The following is a 16099-nucleotide window of genomic DNA, read 5'->3' as shown; positions in this document are numbered from 1 at the left end:
TTTATAAAAATAGACGACTGGTCTATTTTTGTGTATAGTTAGCACATAGTGCAGTCAAAAGCCGCAGTGTTGTCCAATTTTTTTAAAGTTTATTTGATGAATAACGGTGGTTTTTCAAATCAATTAGCTGATCATCCTAGGATAAAAATATGTTGAATTTTAACTTTTATAATCCGACTCGCATTATTTTTGGTGGCGATACAATAGCTAAAATCAATGACTATGTGCCTACAGAAGCAAAAGTATTAATGTTGTTTGGTGGTGAAAGTGCACGTAAGAATGGTACTTTAGCTGAGGTGCGTGAAGCATTAGGTGCAAGAGAAATTCATGAATTTGGCGGAATTGAGCCGAATCCGAGTTATGAAACCCTCATGAAAGCTGTAGAGCTGATTCGAGAACAAAAGATAGATTTCTTGATGGCTGTCGGTGGCGGATCGGTAATTGATGGTACTAAATTTATTGCAGCAGCAGTCAATTATACAGGGGATACATGGGAGATTTTAGAAACCCATGGTACTAAAATTACTCAAGCTTTGCCTTTTGCGAGTGTACTCACCCTTCCGGCAACTGGTTCAGAAATGAATAGCGGTGGGGTAGTAACCAGAAAATCGACCCAAGCCAAATTGTCATTTAACAGCCCCTATGTTTTTCCGCAATTTTCCGTACTGGATCCGAATAAAACTTTTAGCTTGCCGACGCGCCAATTAGCAAATGGCGTGGTCGATGCATTTGTTCATGTCATGGAACAGTACTTAACTTACCCTGTCAATGCACAAGTACAAGATCGTTTTGCCGAAGGTCTATTGCAAACTCTGATTGAGATTGGACCGAAAATCTTGGAAGATTCAGCAGATTATGACACGCGTGCGAATTTGATGTGGGCTGCTAGCATGGCACTGAATGGGCTAATTGGAGCTGGTGTACCACAAGATTGGTCAACTCATTTGATTGGGCATGAGCTCACGGCTTTACATGGTATTGATCATGCTCGTACCTTGGCCATTGTGTTGCCGGCCAATCTACAAGTGCGTCGTCAAGAGAAGCGAGAAAAATTACTACAGTATGCAGCTCGAGTCTGGCAGATTGTCGAAGGTGATGAAGAACAACGTATTGATACTGCTATTGCTCGTACTCGAGCCTTCTTTGAGCAACTTGGATTGCCGACTCGTCTTAGCGATTATGGACTGGGGGAGACAGATATTGAGATCATCATTACGCAACTTAAATCACACAATCTTACACAGCTAGGCGAACATAAAACTGTTTCATTAGAGATCAGTCGCCAAATTCTCGAGACGAGTATCTAAATAAGCGTATCTGTCATGGTCACGTTACACGACAAGTGATCATGCAACAATGCTCCTCAATCCTGAAAAATATCGGAGAAATAACATGAAAATTTTAATCGTTTTAACCTCACATGATCAACTTGGCAATACTGGTAAGAAAACAGGTTTCTGGCTAGAAGAACTTGCTGCACCGTATTACACCTTTATTGACTCTGGTGCTGAAGTTACGCTGGCGTCGCCTCAAGGTGGGCAGCCACCACTAGATCCGAAAAGTAATTTGGCCGATGCGCAAACTGAAACCACTCATCGTTTTGAAGCTGATCCAACTGCAATGCAAGCATTGGCACAGACGCATAAACTTAGCGAAATTTCTGTAGCTGATTATGATGCAGTGTTTTATCCAGGCGGGCATGGCCCATTGTGGGATTTAGCAGAAGATCCGATTTCAATTTCTGTGATTGAACAGGCGATTCAGTCTGGCAAACCTGTTGCAGCAGTGTGTCATGCCCCGGGTGTTTTTCGACATGTGAAAGCGAGTAATGGAGCGCCTTTAGTTAGCGGTAAATTAGTGACTGGTTTCACCAATACTGAGGAGGCCGCTGTAGGTTTGACTGAAATTGTACCATTTTTAGTCGAAGACATGCTTAAAGAAAACGGTGGTCATTATTCTAAAGTGGATGATTGGCAAGTATATGTTCAAGTAGATGGCTTGCTGGTTACTGGACAAAATCCAGCATCTTCTGCTGCAACCGCTACAGCATTACTTCAATTGTTGAAATAAAGAGTAGCTAGTCTCTGTTGTGGTGCTTAGCAGTGAATAAACTTCTGACTCTGAGCAACTGGCGCAATAAGCAAAATAACCCTCACTTAATGGTGAAGGGCCTGAGTGAATAGCTTTCCTTCCTTTATTTTTCTATATACAGGAAGGAAGGTTATTTTTTTTAATTTAGATCAATTAAGCCATGATGACTTGGATTCAATGAAATGAAAGACAGCAAACTTTTTCAAAACTTAAGCTTAGGCCCTTATGTTTTGCAAAACCGTATTGTATTGCCACCATTAACGCGGTCGCGTAGTACTCAGCCAGGGAATATTCCAAATGAACTGATGGCAACCTATTATCAACAGCGTGCCGGGGCAGGATTTATGGTGACCGAAGGTACGCAAATCGAGCCACGTGGTCAAGGCTATGCTTGGACTCCCGGTATTTACAGCCCTGAACAGATTGCTGGATGGCGTAAAGTGACGGAAGCAGTGCATGCTAAAGGAGGCATTATTTTTGCACAACTTTGGCATGTTGGGCGTGTTTCACATACATCTTTGCAACCCGATCACGCATCACCGGTCGCGCCCTCGGCTATTAGGGCTGATAGTAATGTTAAAGTCTTTATTGAAACCGGGCCCAATGCAGGGGCCTTGGCTGATCCTTCAATGCCACGTGCTTTAAGCAATGCAGAAGTTAAAGAATTAGTGCAACTCTATGCTCAAGCAGCGCGTAATGCATTGGCTGCTGGTTTTGATGGGGTTGAAATTCATTGTGCAAATGGTTATTTGGTAAATCAATTTATCTCTGCACATAGTAACCACCGTGAAGATGAATATGGTGGATCACTAAACAATCGTTTGCGTTTTTTACGTGAAGTAGTACAGGCAGTTGCTGAGGTGGTTGGTGCAGATCGTTTAGGAGTGCGTTTTGCCCCGCTATTTGAAAGTACAGAGGAAGATCGTGTTTATATGGGGTTGGTTGAAGATGATCCACATGTGACTTATATTGAAGCCATAAAAATACTTGAAGAAGTTGGGATTGCCTATTTATCGATTGCAGAAGCTGATTGGGATCATGCACCAGAACTTCCTCATAATTTTCGTAAAGATGTCAGAGACACTTTCAGTGGTCGGATTATTTATGCAGGTCGATATACGGCAGAAAGAGGGACTCGAATTTTAAAGGCAGGGCTGGCCGATTTAATTGCATTTGGACGCCCATTTATTGCGAATCCAGATTTACCCGATCGCATCGCCAATGGCTGGCCATTGAATGCAGTAGATGCAAGCACTATGTATGGTGGGACGGAAAAAGGCTATATTGATTATCCAGCTTACGCAGATTAATATTGACTAAGTGAGTTATTTTGCCAACCTTTGTGGTTGGCAAAATAAGGACTTAGGATTGCTGTTGCCAGCATAAATTCTTATTAAAACAAATTCTTAAAAATTTTTAGCTGTGTAATGAGCCAACCTGCCAGTGGGAAAGAAATCAGTTGCGTTACTGGCACTAATACTATGACTTCAATCAACACCATCATCGGGAAACTTTGATGCTGAGTAATTGGCTTTAATAAAGTGAGTACCAGTAATAGTGTGGGATATAAGCCTAAATATCCGACTAAAATACGAGTCATGAGGGCTTTAGGAGAAGAATTCATTGTGCGCTATACTCATGGATTGTAAATTAATCTAATAGCAACACATTAATAACTAATCATTGGGCTGCTGTCATTAATTATGTAATTGATATTTAATCTAAATTTTATCAATCTTCACTTTTTAATAGAAATTTAGTTGCTCTCAGAGCTTGATGTAATGGTGTTTTATCTTTTTGCAACTTACTCAGTAATGCTGCACCTAACCACATTTGGTAAAGTACTTGTGCCAACGTCGAGGCCTCAGTATTTGCTTGAATAGACTGATCCTGTTTTCCCAAATCAATTAAACCAGCAATACGTTGGATTACATCATCCACGCCAGCGGACATAATGGAACGCATATCTTCAGATAGATCGGCAACTTCTGCGGCAAGTTTCACAATTAAACAGCTATTCGCCCAACCACAGTGTGTTTCAGGATCTTCTATCCATAAATTAAAATACTCAATCAGCTTTTGATAAGGGGATTTATCGCTACGCCATACATCATTTAAACGGACTTGGTAATTATCCACATAATGCTGTACCAATTCACATCCGAAAGCTTCCTTGGATTGGAAATAATGATAAAACGAGCCTTTGGGGATCTCACAGCTCTGTAAAATTTCCTGTAATCCTACGCCAGTAAAACCTTTATGCAAAATCAGGTCTGAACTGGTGTTAAGAATGTGTAAGCGCTTCGCTTCAGACTTTTTAATAGGAGTAGGCTTCATATTAATTATTTACTCTATTGTAAAAAAAATAGACCAGTCGTATTGTTTTTTATTATAACTCATCTACAATGGATGTAAAGAAATTTTAATCATAATTTTTGATTATGAAGAGAAATACTTTTAAATAAAACATGGAGTTATATGTGTGAAAACAGTTATTAATCAACGCATCGTTTTAGCTAAACGGCCAGTGGGTGAGCCAAAACACAGCGATTTTCGTATTGAGCAAGTTGAGCTCAATGAACTTAAACAAGGCGAGATATTGTTAAAAACCATTTACTTGTCACTCGATCCTTATATGCGTGGTCGCATGAGTGATGCTCCCTCATATGCAGCACCGGTTGAAATTGGCGAAGTGATGGTCGGTGGAACAGTCAGTCAAGTGATGGCCTCTAAAAACCCAAAATTCAAAGAAGGCGAGTGGGTTCTTTCTGGAAATGGTTGGCAGGGCTACGCAATTTCTGATGGGACTGCATGTCAAAGCTTAGGTATGCAACCCGAACATCCATCTTGGGCATTGGGTATTTTGGGGATGCCTGGCTTTACTGCTTATATGGGGTTGTTGGACATTGGTCAGCCTAAAGCCGGTGAAACTTTAGTCGTTGCAGCTGCAACGGGACCTGTTGGTGCTACAGTTGGACAAATTGGCAAACTTAAAGGTTGTCGCGTGGTTGGCGTCGCAGGTGGGGCTGAAAAATGCCATTATGCAGTACAAGAACTCGGCTTCGATGCTTGTATCAATTATCATGATGAAAATTTTGCAGAACAATTACAACAAGCAGTTCCCAACGGTATTGATATTTATTATGAGAATGTAGGGGGTAAAGTGTTTGATGCGGTATGGCCATTGCTTAACTCTGCGGCACGTGTACCGGTGTGTGGTGTGGTTTCGCAGTATAACGCTACCGAGCAAGCACAAGGGCCAGACCGTTTACCTGGCTTTATTTCCACTCTTTTAAGAAAGCGTATTCGCATGCAAGGCTTTATTATTTTTGATGATTATGGCAATCAGTATCCGGAATTCAATCAGCAAATGTCTGAATGGTTGAAAGACAGAAAAATCAAATATAAAGAGCATATGGTGCAAGGTTTAGATAACACGATCAATGCTTTCAATGGTATGTTAAAAGGCAAAAACTTTGGCAAAGTGGTTGTAAAAATTTAAAAAAATAGGAATATTATGATTACACTACATCATTTAGATCAATCACGTTCTTTTCGCATTTTGTGGTTACTTGAAGAAATCAAGCAGCCCTATGAGCTGAAAAGCTATTATCGTGACTCAAGCACGCATTTGGCCCCTGAATCTTTAAAAAACATCCATCCTTTAGGGAAATCTCCAGTATTGGAATGGGATGGCAAAGTTATTGCAGAGTCAGGCGCAATCGTTGAGTTATTAATTCAGAAACTTGCGCCGCATTTAGCACCAGATATGGATGAACCTACCTATGTCGATTATCTACAGTGGATTCATTTCTCAGAAAGCTCTGCCATGCTGCCATTTTTATTAAAAACGTTTAATGCGATTGAAACCAAGCAGGGTACGAAGTTGGTATTTCTAGAAAATTATACTCAAGTTGAGTTCGATAAAGTATTCGGCCATTTAAATGAATATTTAAAAGATAAAGAATTTCTAGTGGCAGACCGTTTAACCGGTGCTGACTTTATGATGGGCTTTGGACTACATGCTTTAGTTTATCATATGGGACAAGGTGAAAATTATCCCCATATCCAACGTTATGTAGCAGGTTTAAGCCAACTACCTAGCTGGCAAGCCGCAGTACAAATTGAACAAAATGGTGTGAAAAGTCAAAAATAGCAAGATTGATTTTTTAAAGGCAATTTAGAAAAAGAATCGTGATTGTCAAGTACATCTAGTTATAAAATAAGCTGACACTTATTTAAATTAAACGCCTAATGAATTTCATCGGGCGTTCTCTATTTTAAAGATAAGGAATTACCATTATTTAAGACAAGTTTCGCCTATTCTTCCCATCAAATTCCTATCAAAAGAGTTTGAATATCACGACGGTTACGTTGAAAGATATAATCAACTTCTGAAAGAAAGAAACGTGACTAACGCACAGCAAGATTAAATTATTCCTCGGGGTATTAAACAAGTAAACTACATCATTTTACTAACATAAACGCATATACGTAAAAATCACGCCCCGTTTAACTGGCAATAGTTTTTGAACCCTTGTATAAAAGTTTAAACGAATCTAGCAAGTCTTTATTTAATGTTAATACTCATCCAGTATTGAGGTTTTTTATCTTTTCTTGCCTGTGATCTAGGTTGTAATACTCTAATTTCATACTCACCTGAAGCAGGTAAAATATAAATACCATTATCATCAAGCTTTGGAGAATATTCTCCAAGATTGATGGAGTCTTTTAATTGATTACCCCATAAGTAAGTTTCAACATTTCCTCCAGTCAACCTCACTTTTAACTTTTGCCCTTTTTTAGCATAAAATTTGTAGGAATCATACTTGTATCCATCTATCCTTCCGTAATAATTTGCAGAGTAAGCTTTTTTAGCAAACTTAACTACAACAGTCTTTCGTATATCATTGTTATCATTTGCAAGTGCGGCAGGGCTAAGCATAGTTAAAGTTAGGGTCATAAAAGCACCAGCTAGTAATTTCGTATTCGCTATTTTCATAAGGTTACCTTAATTCTTGTATCGCCCCTGACATAGTAACATAAGTAATAAGTAACCATGAATCATGGAACAGAACTGTGAATAGTCATAACATAGAGTTGCACTTCAAATGTTAATTTAAGACTTGCGAAATCAATGGTTAATTAATTGGTCACTAAGGAATAGCCAATCTATATATAAACTTTATTTAACAAATACTTATAAAAATATATGATGCGTATCATACGCATCATATATAAAGCGTTCTATTTTGATATAATTGATCCAATCAACCCCTTATTAGGTTTCATTTAAATTCCATGAGTCTTACTGATATTAAAGTTCGCCAAGCTCATTGCAAGGAAAAAACCTGTTTTTTATCCGATGAAGATGGGCTTAGCCTGAAGATTGAGCCGAGTGGAAGAAAATCTTGGTGCTATCGCTATACAGATCCACAAACTAAAAAACGTCGACGCATTCAGTTAGGTCTTTATCCTGATTTATCGCTGAAAAAGGCACGACAAGTCAGAGATGACTTTAAAGACAATAATTTCTGTTTTGAACATGATACTGCCTCTAATCTTATCACCTTTGGTAAGGTCGGGGAGGAGTGGTTACAGTTCAAACTGAAGAATGCCTTCAACGATCTACCCCGCTGTGGTGTACTACAGTTAGCAGAAAGATGCTTACAGCAAGATATTTATCCAGACCTTCAGGATTTACCTTTTCAAAACATCAAGCGCTATGACCTGGTTTCAGTAATCAAAAAAATAGAGGGACGCCAAGTAAAAGAACCTGTCAAAAAAGCTTGTAGTTATTTGAACCAAATTTATGACTACGCTGTAGCGATGGGTTATTGTGAGTTCAACATCGCTCATGGTTTAAATAAAATCACCATTAACAGCAAAATCAAGAAAAATTATCCGTATTTGAAAGCGGAGGAAATATCTGATTTTAAGAATAAATTACAAAAATTGGATGCCCATCCCATTATTAAAAAAGCACTGATGTTCAAATTACATACTGGCGTGAGAGGGGCCGAATTGTTATTGGCTGAGCCTCATCATTTTGATTTAAATGAAAAAATCTGGAAAATACCTGCCTTGCATATTAAACAGTTTCGACGAAAAGTCATATTAGGCCATGAGATTCCAGATTTTTTAGTTCCACTTTCAAATCAGGCTTTAGAGATTTTGAAAGACGTCATGCAGTGGTCATACGGTGAAAAATACCTTTTTGCTAGCCCTCGCAAACACAATCAACCGATTCATTTTAATACTCTAAATATGGCCATACGTAAGATGGGGTATGGCAAACATCAACTATCTTCTCATGGATTACGTTCTACTTTTAGTACCATTTTGAATGACTCAGGTTTGTTCCAAGATAATTGGATTGAGGCACAACTTTCACATATTGATAAGAACCGTACCCGTGCCAGCTATAATCACGCTGACTATTTAGCTCAACGGACTGAAATGATGCAGTGGTGGGGTGATTATTTAAGTACTAGTAAGTGAAAATCGTACTTTTATACATAAACTTAAAACATGATGGGGTGTCAAATGGATAGTAAACAATATACTTACCGTGTTAAATGGTCAGCTGAAGATAATGGGTATGTTGGGTTGTGTGCTGAGTTTCCATCATTGTCTTAGCATGATGCGGATCAGTCTAAAGCATTCTCAGGAATAGAGGAGCTCGTTGCTGATGTTGTCGCTGATATGATTAGCAATAATGAAAAAGTTCCTACACCACTCTCCGGAAAAATATAGTAGGCAATTTATTGTCCTTGTTCTCAGTGGTTCAACAAAAACTAGCCCTCGAAGCTGCAGAACGTAGTGTGGGCATGAATCGTTTAGTATCAGTAAAAAGAGCTATGTAATTTTAGTCTTTACTAAGGTCTAGTAGGAGTGAGTGATAAAGCAGGAACAAGAATTTATGCTTCATATACTCTGTAAATCGTATGAATTTGAATTAATAGGTATTTTAAAAGAAAGTTTTCTTTGATTTAGTGTTTTTATATAAAAAAAATAATTTTTAAAAATAACTTAGGCTAATTGATAAACACTATCTGGAAAGATTAAAAGAAAATATTTTTTAATTTCTGCTAATTCATTTAAGGCAGGTTCTCTTTCTAGCAGTTGAAATGTCCAAATAAGTACAGCCTGATGATTATCATAGCAAGTATTTACTCCAAGAAAATTAGCCAATCCATAACTTCTATTGATGTTCATTTCTTTAATTAATTGATTTCCTAAGTCACGAGCTTGCTGGCTGATTAATAACTCATTTGGTAACACGGCGGTCATCTCCACAAAAAAATCTAATGCAGGTTCAATCCTTATATTTAAAAAGTTATAATTTAATTGAAATGGATAAAATATACTTTCTATAAGTTGTAATAACCTGCTGTAGGTTAATTTTAGCAAAGTATTACTCAGGCAACAACTTCAAATAACCCACAGCAAGTTATTTTTTGTAAATTAATTTAAATATGATTACTTGTAAGTTATCTAGCCTCATGGGCGATAGAAAAATTTTAAAATTAAGTGAAGTGGTGCATGCAACAGGTATCAATCGCAACACGCTCACAAGTATGTATTATGACCGTGCTGTACGTATTGAATTACCAGTCGCCGATAAGTTGTGTAAGTACTTTAACTGTACGATGAATGATTTGTTTGAGTTTAAGGAAGAAGTTGAAGAAAAAGATTAACTTAATACTTCGTTTGATAAGTTTTTCGAAGAAAAAGACTAGCCAATACTTAGTTTGATAAGTTTTTCTCTGCAGATCTAATATTGAATTTTATAAAATATCATTACAAACAGATACTAATTTCATTACTTCTAAAATGAAATCAATCGAATGGTAGAGTTTTTTTGCTATTTGCATTTTAAGGTGGGATTTTGAGGCCTTGTTGCGCAAACCTACCGATAAGGTCTTATACAGCAATAGCCTACACCTAAATTTATCGTACACCGAATTGGTCATCCTACAATCATGCTTTGATCAATCATGGTAATTTTACAATTTGGTTTGATACTAAGATTCAATGATATTCGCAGTCACAAGGAAAACATGGTCGAAATCAAACTTATTCTGACATAGCCATTCAGTGCTATCTCATGATTAAATCCTTATTTCGTCTTTCTGTATGCATGGTGACTGGCTTTGTCCAAAGCTTGATTAAACTTTGCGGATTAGATTGGACAGCTCTGGATTATTCAACCATTCGCAGAAGACAAAAGCATATTGATATTCAAATTAGCTATGAAAAGAGTTGCAATGGACTGCATCTACTCGTTGATTCCACGGATTTGAAGTTCTTAGGTGAAGGTGAATGGAAACGTAAAAAGCATTAGCCGAAATATCGTCGCCAATGGCGTAAACTTCATATTGGTATAGATACTAAAACCCTGCTAGGTAGAACACTATGGAAAAAATGGTCAGGCTATCATCGCCGAAGTTTGGTCGAAACAAAGATGCACTGCATCAAATTATTAGGCGATAAATTAATGGCAAGAAGCTTTCCTAGTCAGATGAGTGAAATTCATGCTCGCGTAGCAGTCCTCAACAGATTTATGGAATTAGGCCGACCTAATACCCGAGTTGTAACTTAAATTTGAGTTGCTTAGGAAAACTCAATCTTTAAAGGCTTTATGCAACAAAGAACTTCGAAATTGATTTATGGATTATGAGCACCCTAAGGGCTTATAATTCAAAATATTTTCAATTATGGGGTGGTGAATTTTGGATAAGGTGAAAGCAAAAAAAAATAGGGTAAGCGGATTAAATGGTTGATCTTACCTTTGCATGAGAGTGAGGCAAACCGGCATCTCATCGGATTATCTGGTTGGCACTCCAACCTACTGCTGATGCATGCTTCCCTCGCTAATTCCAGCAAGAACCCCACACGCCTTAACTTCCCGGTCATCGTTGCAACGCGCTCTTAGTGAAACGAGTTGTTTCTCAAGCGCCTGTAGAGCGGTTATCTGCGAGCGCACATGAGAGATGTGATCATCGAGCAAGGCATTGACAGCGGTACAGGACTGATGAGGGTCGTCCTGATAGCGCTTTAGTTCGTGAATTTCTGCCAGTGACAGATCCAGGATGCGGCAGCGACGAATAAAGGCCAGCCGCTCAACGTGTTTCTCGGTATAGACACGGTAACCGTTCTCCTGCCGACCAGGCGGCGGCAACAAGCCCTGCCGTTCGTAGAAGCGGATCGTCTGTGTATCTACCCCTACTGACTGTGCCAACTGACCAATACGCATCGGGTTCCTCCGCAACGGATTCTCTACGCTATTGACATTATAGCTACTATATAGTTTTAAATGAAAACCCGATCACATTCAAGTGGAGTCATATCATGAGTAAAAACTGCGGAGGCCCCTGTGGCGACCATGCAAGGCCTGCGTCGGATACCGATATGCAGGCCTCCTCCGATGCGTCGGGGGAATGGGTCAGTGTTTATGCCGTGCCGAAGATGGACTGTCCATCAGAAGAGCGCATGATTCGCCTGGCCCTGAACGGCGTTGAGGGGATTCGGGCACTGTCCTTCGACTTGTCGAACCGCCGGTTGAAGGTCGTGCATGACGGTGAGGTCGAGCCCGTCACCTCGAAACTGAAGACCTTGGGGCTAGGCGCCTCGCTTCAGGAAACCGTCGCTGCAAATCCGGAGACCATCAAGGCCGCCGAGTTTTCGGCAGCTTCTGCTAAGCAAGAATCCGGGACCCTGCGCTGGTTGCTCGGCATCAATGCACTTCTGTTCGTGGTGGAAATGACTGCCGGTCTGATCGCCCGGTCCACTGGCCTGATTGGAGAATCCCTGGACAATTTTGCCGATGCGGCGGTGTACGGGCTTGCCCTTTATGCGGTTGGACATAGCGTGAAAATGCAGGTACGTGCCGCGCATCTTGCTGGTGTACTGCAACTGATCTTGGCTGTGGGCGTACTCATAGAGGTGGTGAGACGCTTTGTATTCGGTAGTGAGCCTGAATCGCTGGTGATGATGGCTATCGCATTCGTCGCATTGATTGCCAATACCAGTTGTCTGCTGCTCATATCCAAACATCGGGAGGGCGGGGCGCACATGAAGGCAAGCTGGATATTCTCGGCCAACGACGTGGTGATCAACCTGGGGGTCATCACCGCCGGCGCTCTGGTCGCGTGGACCGGGTCCAATTATCCGGATCTGATTATCGGCACCATCGCGGGGGTAATTGTACTTAACGGTGCTAGACGCATTCTGGCGCTCAAGGATTAAGCAATGTCCATTTTTGGCAAACATCTGTCACCGTACGCTCTGTTGTCCATATCGGGCCTGCTGGCAGCGTCTGATCAGGCCATAAAATGGCTGGTGCAACAATCAATGGCATATGGCGAGTCTATTTCAGTGACCTCATTCTTTAACTGGGTACACGTATGGAATACCGGTGCCGCATTCAGTCTTTTTGCGAATGGTGGAGGCTGGCAGCGCTACTTTTTTATCGGAATCGCGGTAGTGGTCTCGATTTTTCTGATCAAGCTGATCCTTGAAAATCGTCATAAAGGAGAAGCCATCGCTTACAGTCTTATCCTCGGTGGCGCCATGGGCAACCTGATTGACCGGGTCTTTCGCGGCTATGTTGTGGATTCCTTTGATTTCTATTGGCGAGACTGGCATTGGCCGGCCTTCAACCTGGCTGATATTGCAATTGTCCTCGGTGCCTTACTTTTAGTTTCCAGCGGCTTTGTTGCACAAACCTATCTGTAAAGGCTTTTTCAGCGATATAATTTTCAAATGAAGAAGCCTACACACAAAATCTACCGCACAACCAATTGGCCCGCATATAACCGAGCACTCATTAATCGCGGAAATATTGCCCTTTGGTTTGATCCTGCTACGCAATGGTATGCTCCATCAAAAGGCAAACAAGGGCGAAATCAAACCTACTCCGACGCAGCCATCCAATGCTGCTTAATGATTAAATCCTTATTCCGTCTATCTTTACGTATGGTCACTGGCTTTGTGCAAAGTCTGATTAAACTTTGCGGATTAAATTGGACCGCACCAGATTACAGTACGCTTTGTAGAAGACAAAAGCATATTGATATTGCAATCAGCTACCAAAAAAGTAGCGATGGGCTGCATCTACTCGTAGACTCTACAGGGATGAAGTTTCTAGGTGAGGGCGAATGGAAACGCAAGAAACATGGAGCTGAATATCGTCGCCAATGGCGTAAACTACATATTGGTATAGATGCCAAAACCCTACAAATACGCGCTATTCAGCTCACAACCAATAATGTCTGTGATTCACAGGTGCTTGGTGATTTACTTAATCAGATTCCACAAGATGAGCAGATTGACTCTGTTTATACCGATGGAGCTTATGACACCAAGCAATGCCGTCAGGTCATTGCAGATCGGCAAGCACATGCGGTGATTCCACCTAGAAAAAATGCGAAACCATGGAAAGATACAAAGAGTAGCTCGCTAGAGCGAAATGAATTACTTCGAACAATTAAACGTTTAGGTAGGACACTATGGAAAAAATGGTCAGGCTATCATCGCCGAAGTTTGGTTGAGACTAAAATGCACTGCATCAAATTATTAAGAGATAAACTCAGTGCAAGGAGCTTTGATAGCCAAGTCAATGAGGTTCATGCACGTGTAGCAGTCCTCAACAGATTTACGGAATTAGGTCGACCACTTACCCAAGTTACGCCTTAAATTTGGCTCAATTAGGGGCGCTTTGCCTTTCAAATCTTTGTGCAACAAAGCCATTTGGAATATAAATAAGATTTAGTTAAAATTAACATTATTCATATAAATTAACATTATGTATTACATTTACTAATAATTTAAAATAATTAGTAGAAAAAAATTATGTTTTAATTATTTCTTTGATTATATAAGTTGAGAGTAAAAAATGATTAATACGGAATTTTCAAAGTGTATTTCTGCATGTACAAACTGTTCACTTATTTGTACTGAATGTGCAACTTCTTGTTTAAAAGAAAAAGATTTAGAGATGATGCGTGAATGTATTCAACGTTGTCTAGAATGTGCAGATATTTGTCAGTTATGTGTGCGTATGCAACAACATAACTCACCTTTCCTCAAAGAGATTTGTGAGCTTTGTGCTAAGATCTGTGAATATTGTGCGGAAGAGTGTGAAAAACATTCACATGATTATTGTAAAAAATGTGCTGAGGCTTGCCGTCAGTGTGCAGAAGAATGTCGAAAAATTGCCATGTAAAATACTTCAATAATGTTAATTATATGGCTCTAGACTAACATAATCATTCTACTAGTCTAGAGCCTTTCCTAAAATTAACATAATACACCTTATACGAAATTCTTATATTTTTTTCTTTATTTTTCAATGGTATAATACAATCTTTAAAGCCCCTTTTCTCCAATCGGGGCTTTTTTATGATTTATTACGTTCTCTAATCCCCCCATTTCTCTTAGGTCTCTTTTGTTAGCGCTGACTGGATATTGACGGTCATTTAATTCACAGCTTTAACCAAATCGAACTATATACATTTTCAAATTTCGTACTTGAGCGAAAGTAGGAAAGTGTTGCCTGGAGAGAATAAGAAATGGGTTCTACACGACTATTGACCAATATTATTCAGCGTAAAGTCATGTTGCCAGAAGAAATGTCACCTTCAATGCAGCGTGACAATTTTGAAGTGACACTGACTGATTTTGAAAAGCATCCAATCATCAAATGTTTATTTAAGGCGGATAACCAGCGTTCTACGGAATGTTGGAGCGTGCAAGAAATTGCAAACTTTATTGAGGATTGCACAGAAGATCAAAACATCAATTTATGCATTTTGTATTGGAAAGATATACACAGCAATATTTACATTATTGATGGAGCACATCGTCTTTCCTGTATCTATGCGTGGATCAATAGATATTTTGCGGATGAGCAAGTCCCTCAAGCACCTAATTTCAATGATCAACAAAAACAAGATATTCGTTACCTCCGCAATTATTTAGGAGATCTTGCTGATTTTCAAAAAATTTGTACTGATGCCGAATTTGCAGAAAAAAAAATCGAAATTAGGCGATATTAAAATCAGTTTCCGGCAGGTACTGGGGACTCCGGAAGATGCGCGACGGGTATTTCAATCTATTAACTCAGATACTAAACGTTTAGATAAATATGAGGAATATCACCTAAGAAATCGCGGTAGTGACGCGTATTATGCGATCTATGCCTGTTGTTATATCAATGACAATAAATCTAACCTAGAAGAGCTCCAATATACACGTTTAAATGAGTTGATTGAGTTAGGGGAGAGGATCCACCAGTTACTTTTTTCGACCATTTTATTAGACAATGAAATGAGTCATGGCAAAAAAATTGGCCTGGTCAATGAGCTGATGAATATCATTGCGGGTGATCAGATTCATAATATTATGAGTCTGAATCAGGGGGAGCGCGTTGAAAACCTAATGTCGCATCTGTTGACCATTCTTTGCAGAATAGCGACGCCTGTAAAAAATGCTGGGGTTCCGAGTTTGGGCTTACATCCATACTTATATTTTTATAAGGATCAGAGTTTTCAGATTACTTCTTTTCTTGCATGGTTTTCAATTGTGTATGAAATTCATGAAAGCCGCATGCAGATTCATCATCGAAAGATTAGTTTCAAGGACTTCACCCGGGTACGCCGTAGTATTGAGTTCTTGATCGCCAATTTCCCCGTGGCGACCACCGAAACGGTCGGCAAGTTCGGCAGTGGTATCAAGGGCTATGATCGGCTACAAATTGTCTATAAAGCCTTTATTTGCTTAAGCTTGGAAATGGAGGTTGATTTTGATGATGAGGAATGCCTGAATACCTTTATTCTGTCCATGTCTAAGGCCTTCAAGTACATAAACTTTAACGAGTTTTATGTCGAAAGATTTTTGGGTGGTTATGATGATGCAGTCGTCAAGCATGTGGTGGGATATGTGGAGTCGATTAGTCCAATTTCTCGGTCAAAGCCCAAGGCCTTTTCGGGGTCGTCTCAGGAAA

At 39.7% G+C, this 16099-nt stretch carries 16 protein-coding genes and 3 pseudogenes; 14 read left to right on the top strand and 5 right to left on the bottom strand.

All coding sequences use genetic code 11. The features are described 5' to 3' along the window. Window positions 1–149: 149 nt before the first annotated feature. The 3 genes from ABLB96_RS18615 (at window position 150) to ABLB96_RS18605 (ending at window position 3401) form a co-directional block, all read left to right on the top strand. Window positions 150–1307 carry an iron-containing alcohol dehydrogenase gene (locus tag ABLB96_RS18615; RefSeq protein WP_000931663.1) on the top strand — a complete coding sequence of 386 codons (1158 nt, stop codon included), beginning with the start codon at window positions 150–152 and terminating at the stop codon, window positions 1305–1307. Window positions 1308–1392: 85 nt separating this feature from the next. Continuing rightward, entirely contained in the window at window positions 1393–2070 is a 678-nt protein-coding gene (locus tag ABLB96_RS18610) for a type 1 glutamine amidotransferase domain-containing protein (RefSeq protein WP_000697979.1), read from the top strand. 203 nt (window positions 2071–2273) lie between these two features. Continuing rightward, the gene (locus ABLB96_RS18605; RefSeq protein ID WP_000655283.1) at window positions 2274–3401 is read left to right on the top strand and encodes an alkene reductase; all 1128 of its coding nucleotides are present in this window, start codon (window positions 2274–2276) and stop codon (window positions 3399–3401) included. An 83-nt stretch (window positions 3402–3484) separates the two neighbouring features. On the opposite strand, the gene ABLB96_RS18600 is transcribed toward ABLB96_RS18605, so the two are convergent. Together ABLB96_RS18600 and ABLB96_RS18595 are read right to left on the bottom strand one after the other, a co-directional pair. Continuing rightward, window positions 3485–3715, bottom strand: a complete 231-nt coding sequence (locus ABLB96_RS18600; RefSeq protein WP_001088959.1) for a hypothetical protein — start codon at window positions 3713–3715, stop codon at window positions 3485–3487. A 107-nt stretch (window positions 3716–3822) separates the two neighbouring features. Then, the gene (locus tag ABLB96_RS18595) at window positions 3823–4428 is read right to left on the bottom strand and encodes a TetR/AcrR family transcriptional regulator (protein WP_000805351.1); all 606 of its coding nucleotides are present in this window, start codon (window positions 4426–4428) and stop codon (window positions 3823–3825) included. A gap of 145 nt (window positions 4429–4573) precedes the next feature. On the opposite strand from ABLB96_RS18595, the gene ABLB96_RS18590 reads away from it, so the two are divergent. Together ABLB96_RS18590 and ABLB96_RS18585 are read left to right on the top strand one after the other, a co-directional pair. Continuing rightward, window positions 4574–5593 (top strand): NADP-dependent oxidoreductase, encoded by a 1020-nt coding sequence (locus ABLB96_RS18590; RefSeq protein WP_000859510.1) that lies wholly within the window; start codon window positions 4574–4576, stop codon window positions 5591–5593. A gap of 15 nt (window positions 5594–5608) precedes the next feature. Further along, complete coding sequence (locus tag ABLB96_RS18585; protein ID WP_000631290.1) at window positions 5609–6247, top strand: glutathione S-transferase family protein; 639 nt, start codon at window positions 5609–5611, stop codon at window positions 6245–6247. Between the two features lie 414 nt (window positions 6248–6661). Here ABLB96_RS18585 and ABLB96_RS18580 read toward each other — a convergent pair whose 3' ends face one another. Further along, entirely contained in the window at window positions 6662–7093 is a 432-nt protein-coding gene (locus ABLB96_RS18580; protein ID WP_000684953.1) for a PPC domain-containing protein, read from the bottom strand. A gap of 299 nt (window positions 7094–7392) precedes the next feature. Here ABLB96_RS18580 and ABLB96_RS18575 point away from each other — a divergent pair, with 299 nt between their 5' ends. Then, entirely contained in the window at window positions 7393–8592 is a 1200-nt protein-coding gene (locus ABLB96_RS18575) for an integrase arm-type DNA-binding domain-containing protein (protein ID WP_000059636.1), read from the top strand. 33 nt (window positions 8593–8625) lie between these two features. Continuing rightward, window positions 8626–8847, top strand: a pseudogene (locus ABLB96_RS18570) (antitoxin HicB). A 276-nt stretch (window positions 8848–9123) separates the two neighbouring features. On the opposite strand, the gene ABLB96_RS18565 reads toward ABLB96_RS18570, so the two are convergent. Next, a complete protein-coding gene (locus ABLB96_RS18565; RefSeq protein WP_000937271.1) occupies window positions 9124–9375 on the bottom strand; it encodes a hypothetical protein in 252 nt (83 codons plus the stop codon). Between the two features lie 194 nt (window positions 9376–9569). Here ABLB96_RS18565 and ABLB96_RS18560 point away from each other — a divergent pair, with 194 nt between their 5' ends. Then, window positions 9570–9791, top strand: a complete 222-nt coding sequence (locus ABLB96_RS18560) for a helix-turn-helix transcriptional regulator (protein WP_004658364.1) — start codon at window positions 9570–9572, stop codon at window positions 9789–9791. 251 nt (window positions 9792–10042) lie between these two features. Beyond that, window positions 10043–10696, top strand: a pseudogene (locus tag ABLB96_RS18555) (IS5 family transposase). A 246-nt stretch (window positions 10697–10942) separates the two neighbouring features. Here the strand turns inward: ABLB96_RS18555 and cadR are convergent. Continuing rightward, entirely contained in the window at window positions 10943–11350 is a 408-nt protein-coding gene (cadR, locus tag ABLB96_RS18550) for a Cd(II)/Pb(II)-responsive transcriptional regulator (RefSeq protein ID WP_001219642.1), read from the bottom strand. A 95-nt stretch (window positions 11351–11445) separates the two neighbouring features. Here cadR and ABLB96_RS18545 point away from each other — a divergent pair, with 95 nt between their 5' ends. From ABLB96_RS18545 to ABLB96_RS18525, 5 genes and pseudogenes are all read left to right on the top strand, one after another. After that, window positions 11446–12342: a cation transporter gene (locus ABLB96_RS18545; RefSeq protein WP_009392494.1), complete on the top strand. Its 897-nt coding sequence runs from the start codon at window positions 11446–11448 to the stop codon at window positions 12340–12342. A 57-nt stretch (window positions 12343–12399) separates the two neighbouring features. Next, window positions 12400–12831 (top strand): signal peptidase II, encoded by a 432-nt coding sequence (gene lspA / locus ABLB96_RS18540; RefSeq protein ID WP_227556264.1) that lies wholly within the window; start codon window positions 12400–12402, stop codon window positions 12829–12831. Window positions 12832–12858: 27 nt separating this feature from the next. Then, a complete protein-coding gene (locus tag ABLB96_RS18535; protein ID WP_000743262.1) occupies window positions 12859–13791 on the top strand; it encodes an IS5 family transposase in 933 nt (310 codons plus the stop codon). A gap of 199 nt (window positions 13792–13990) precedes the next feature. After that, window positions 13991–14320, top strand: coding sequence for a four-helix bundle copper-binding protein (locus tag ABLB96_RS18530; protein WP_004827037.1), 330 nt, complete (start codon window positions 13991–13993; stop codon window positions 14318–14320). Window positions 14321–14666: 346 nt separating this feature from the next. Then, window positions 14667–16083 (top strand): annotated as a pseudogene (locus ABLB96_RS18525) (HNH endonuclease); the annotation flags it as partial. Window positions 16084–16099 lie beyond the last annotated feature (16 nt).

The organism is Acinetobacter sp. XH1741 (assembly GCF_041021895.1).
In the GTDB taxonomy this organism is placed as follows: Bacteria; Pseudomonadota; Gammaproteobacteria; order Pseudomonadales; family Moraxellaceae; genus Acinetobacter.
The sequence above is the reverse complement of the archived record's forward strand: the minus strand, read 5'-3'. Positions and strand labels throughout refer to the sequence as shown.

Coding starts and splice junctions, on each gene's coding strand:
- ABLB96_RS18580 (WP_000684953.1), bottom strand. CDS start 7,093: ATGAAAATAGCGAATACGAAATTACTAGCTGGTGCTTTTATGACCCTA.
- ABLB96_RS18615 (WP_000931663.1), top strand. CDS start 150: ATGTTGAATTTTAACTTTTATAATCCGACTCGCATTATTTTTGGTGGC.
- ABLB96_RS18585 (WP_000631290.1), top strand. CDS start 5,609: ATGATTACACTACATCATTTAGATCAATCACGTTCTTTTCGCATTTTG.
- ABLB96_RS18610 (WP_000697979.1), top strand. CDS start 1,393: ATGAAAATTTTAATCGTTTTAACCTCACATGATCAACTTGGCAATACT.
- ABLB96_RS18605 (WP_000655283.1), top strand. CDS start 2,274: ATGAAAGACAGCAAACTTTTTCAAAACTTAAGCTTAGGCCCTTATGTT.
- ABLB96_RS18575 (WP_000059636.1), top strand. CDS start 7,393: ATGAGTCTTACTGATATTAAAGTTCGCCAAGCTCATTGCAAGGAAAAA.
- ABLB96_RS18545 (WP_009392494.1), top strand. CDS start 11,446: ATGAGTAAAAACTGCGGAGGCCCCTGTGGCGACCATGCAAGGCCTGCG.
- ABLB96_RS18530 (WP_004827037.1), top strand. CDS start 13,991: ATGATTAATACGGAATTTTCAAAGTGTATTTCTGCATGTACAAACTGT.
- ABLB96_RS18600 (WP_001088959.1), bottom strand. CDS start 3,715: ATGAATTCTTCTCCTAAAGCCCTCATGACTCGTATTTTAGTCGGATAT.
- ABLB96_RS18535 (WP_000743262.1), top strand. CDS start 12,859: ATGAAGAAGCCTACACACAAAATCTACCGCACAACCAATTGGCCCGCA.
- ABLB96_RS18560 (WP_004658364.1), top strand. CDS start 9,570: ATGATTACTTGTAAGTTATCTAGCCTCATGGGCGATAGAAAAATTTTA.
- ABLB96_RS18595 (WP_000805351.1), bottom strand. CDS start 4,428: ATGAAGCCTACTCCTATTAAAAAGTCTGAAGCGAAGCGCTTACACATT.
- cadR (WP_001219642.1), bottom strand. CDS start 11,350: ATGCGTATTGGTCAGTTGGCACAGTCAGTAGGGGTAGATACACAGACG.